Below are 2,936 nucleotides of genomic sequence, written 5' to 3' on the forward strand. Positions count from 1 at the left end.
CGAGGCGACGCCGAAGGCCCTTGTCGCCTCGCGGGTCAGCGGGAACTGCGGCCGCAGATCCTCCGGCAATTCCGGCCGGTTGGCCTTGTACTTGTCGTAGATATCGTCGCGGAAGGTCTTGGAGGAATAATCGAAGACGCAGGCGATATGGGTGGGGGCGTCGCTGCCCTTGTTGTTGGCAAGCTGCGACCAGAGCATGTTGCAGAACCCCGCCACCGCGCCGATCGGCAGCCCGTCCGACTTGCGGGTCAAGGGCGGCAGCGCGTGATAGGCGCGGAAGATATAGGCCGACCCGTCGATCAGGTGCAGGTGGCTGCCCTTGCCGAATGTCATGGCCGCGCTCCCTTCCCGTCCCGGACGATCCGAGGTATGGCAGAGTCCGTTGCAGGGGTCCATGGGGCCGGCGGCGACAGGGGGCCATTGCGAGGTCGCGCGCGCCTCCCGATATTGCACTGACCGCAGCATCGAGGCAGGAGGCCACCATGGACTACGGCAAATCAGGAATGGCCAAGACCGGCAGGAAGGCGCCCCGCCACGCCGAGCACAATGCGAAGGGCAGCGAGAAGAACCCTTTCGGCCGACCCCAGCCGAAGGCCGAGTTGCTGAAGCGCATGAAGGCGGCGGCCGAGAAGAAGTCCTGACGCAGGCGGCCGGATGCCGCCGGATGCCTCAGTGATCCTCGTGCGCGTGATCGCGGTCGATCAGGTATTTCTTGTCGCAGTAGCCGCATTCGACGAAGCCGGTGTCGCGCGGAATCGTCAGCCAGACGCGGGGATGGCCAAGCGCGCCCTCACCCCCGTCGCAGGCCACTTTCCAGGTGGTCACAACCTCGGTCTCGGGGGCGGGAATTGTCATCGTCGGGGCTCCGTCTGTGCGTTCGCCGCATGATAGCGAAAGGGCCGTCGGGGGCAAGCCGGCTCACTCCGCGCGGGACAGCATCCGGCCCAGACCCCGGCCGCCGAGGATGTGCATGTGGTAGTGCGGCACCTCCTGTACCCCGTGCGTGCCGGCATTGGAGATGGTGCGATAGCCCTGCCCGCCCGCGCCCGGCCTGACGCCGGTCATGCGGCAGACCTCGGCCGCGGTTCGGGCGAAATCGGCGATCTCCTCGTCCGAGGCTTCGCCGGAGAAATGGTCGAAGTTCACGTACTTGCCCTTGGGAACCACGAGGACATGTACCGGCGCCTGTGGCGCGATGTCGTGGAAGGCGAGCGTGTGGTCCGTCTCCAGCACGGTCTTGTTCGGGATTTCGCCGCGCAGGATTCGGGCGAATATGTTGGTGTCGTCGTAGACGTAGCTCATGGCGTCCCTCAGTCGGAAAAGAGATGGTCGGCACCCGCGATCCCTTGCGCGGTTTCCACCGGAATAGACAGAAACGCGGCCAATGGCACGGCATTTTCGGCCGCGCCCGCAGCCTGACTGATACGTTGGAAATGGGCAAAGCCCGCGTCGCGGAGGCGGTCGCTTTCATGGGCGATGTCGGCCCGGATCGTCGGCAGGAGCCGCGCCATCGTATCGGGCCCCGTCGCTTCCCCGGCAAGCCCCGTGCGCCGCGCGTGGCCCTCCAGGTAGCTGTCGGAGAAATCGCAGGCAATCTCGAGGATGCGGACCGTCGCCCGATCGGCGTCGAAATCGCGGATGAGGTCGAAATCGGCCGGGTCCATGCAGAGGAGCAGCCGGTCGGTGCCGAAGCGGTCGTAGAGGAGGCGGACGAGGGCGCGACGGTGCCGGTTGCGCTTGTCGAGCCGCCGTTCGATCCCGCCGAGGTCGGGCAGCAGTGTCGCCTCCTCGTTGAAGAGATAGTGGACGGCCGGCACCCCGGTCGCGGCCGATGCCTGATCGGCGAGCCGCTTGGCGACGTGCCATTTCTTGCAGACGAGGATCAGAAGCTCCCGGTCCCGCCCGAGGCTCGCCTCGCGCTCCCAGAACCGACGGGCGAAGCGGCGACCCTCGCGTCCCCGCCCGGTGAGGAAGCGGTAGAGCCGCTGCCCTTCGTTCGAGATGGCGAAGCCGACGCCGCGCGCGGCGTAGAGCTCGCCCAGCCGGCGCCTGAGCTCCCGCGCCTCGGCGCTGATCTTGCGGGCGAAGAGGTGGTCCTGCGCCAGAAGAAGGTCGTAGTGATCGTTGTAGAAGGTCACGGGCATCCCGTAGTCGGAGAACATCAGGAAGGTCAGGCTCCGCGCCCGGATCTCCCGATCCGGCACGACCTGGCGGACGATCGTCTGGAAGAAGGTCTCGTCAGGGATCCAGGTCGTGCGGAAGAACCTCACGACCTCGGGGCGCCGCGCGCAGAAGTCGAGCACCCATTCGACGGTGCGCCGCCGCAGGCACCACCACTGGCTGCCGATCATCACATGCAGGTCGGTGGGGATGGCCCGGGTCAGGCCGAGACGCTTCTGCAAGGCGTAGAACCCGTAGAAGAGCCGCTTTTGCGTGCGTTCGTTGAACGGGTGGCGGTAGACCAGCCGGTCGCCCTTGATCCCGGTCTTGATCCAGTCCGAGGTAAAGAAGTCGAAGCTTTCGATGTAGTCGGCATCTTCCCTGTCGAGGAAGGCGTGGATGTATTCGGCCGACTTGATCGCCATGCAGTCGCCCGAGAGCATGTAGAGATGCGTGGCGTCCGGAAAAGCCGCGAGCGCCGCGCGCACCGCCTCCAGCGTCGCGGCGACAAGGCTCCACTCGCCCCAGCCACACTTGACGCGCCTCCGCGCGAAGGAGACGTTGGGGTTTTCGGCCAGCGCCGCGCGGATGCGGCGGAACTCCTCCGCCCCGGCACGGGCGTCGAAGTGGATCGCCATGCAGTCGCCGACGGCCGTCAGCCGTTCGGCCTGACGGATGATCCCCTCGGGGTCCTTGTGACAGAGAAGAATGAAGGCGATCCTTGCCATTTGGGAACCTGTTAACCGACCGGCAATGGATTGTTGAGGGATTTCGGT

5 protein-coding genes are annotated in these 2,936 nt (G+C 66.2%); 1 reads left to right on the plus strand and 4 read right to left on the minus strand.

The features are described from left to right. On the minus strand, positions 1-333 hold a 333-nt coding region (locus ACMUOO_RS16985), incomplete at its 3' end, for a 5'-3' exonuclease (protein ID WP_413855787.1). A gap of 149 nt (positions 334-482) precedes the next feature. On the opposite strand from ACMUOO_RS16985, the gene ACMUOO_RS16990 reads away from it, so the two are divergent. Beyond that, entirely contained in the window at positions 483-641 is a 159-nt protein-coding gene (locus ACMUOO_RS16990) for a hypothetical protein (protein WP_301917898.1), read from the plus strand. Positions 642-669: 28 nt separating this feature from the next. On the opposite strand, the gene ACMUOO_RS16995 is transcribed toward ACMUOO_RS16990, so the two are convergent. The 3 genes from ACMUOO_RS16995 to ACMUOO_RS17005 all read right to left on the minus strand — a co-directional run bounded on the left by ACMUOO_RS16995 (position 670) and on the right by ACMUOO_RS17005 (position 2,888). Beyond that, a complete protein-coding gene (locus ACMUOO_RS16995; RefSeq protein WP_301917899.1) occupies positions 670-855 on the minus strand; it encodes a zinc-finger domain-containing protein in 186 nt (61 codons plus the stop codon). 63 nt (positions 856-918) lie between these two features. Continuing rightward, entirely contained in the window at positions 919-1,302 is a 384-nt protein-coding gene (locus ACMUOO_RS17000; RefSeq protein ID WP_301917900.1) for a histidine triad nucleotide-binding protein, read from the minus strand. A gap of 8 nt (positions 1,303-1,310) precedes the next feature. Continuing rightward, a complete protein-coding gene (locus ACMUOO_RS17005; protein ID WP_413855788.1) occupies positions 1,311-2,888 on the minus strand; it encodes a DUF5928 domain-containing protein in 1,578 nt (525 codons plus the stop codon). Positions 2,889-2,936: the final 48 nt, after the last annotated feature.

It is taken from the genome of Albidovulum sp. (assembly GCF_041919395.1).
In the GTDB taxonomy this organism is placed as follows: Bacteria; Pseudomonadota; Alphaproteobacteria; order Rhodobacterales; family Rhodobacteraceae; genus Albidovulum.

Coding starts and splice junctions, on each gene's coding strand:
- ACMUOO_RS17005 (WP_413855788.1), bottom strand. CDS start 2,888: ATGGCAAGGATCGCCTTCATTCTTCTCTGTCACAAGGACCCCGAGGGG.
- ACMUOO_RS17000 (WP_301917900.1), bottom strand. CDS start 1,302: ATGAGCTACGTCTACGACGACACCAACATATTCGCCCGAATCCTGCGC.
- ACMUOO_RS16995 (WP_301917899.1), bottom strand. CDS start 855: ATGACAATTCCCGCCCCCGAGACCGAGGTTGTGACCACCTGGAAAGTG.
- ACMUOO_RS16990 (WP_301917898.1), top strand. CDS start 483: ATGGACTACGGCAAATCAGGAATGGCCAAGACCGGCAGGAAGGCGCCC.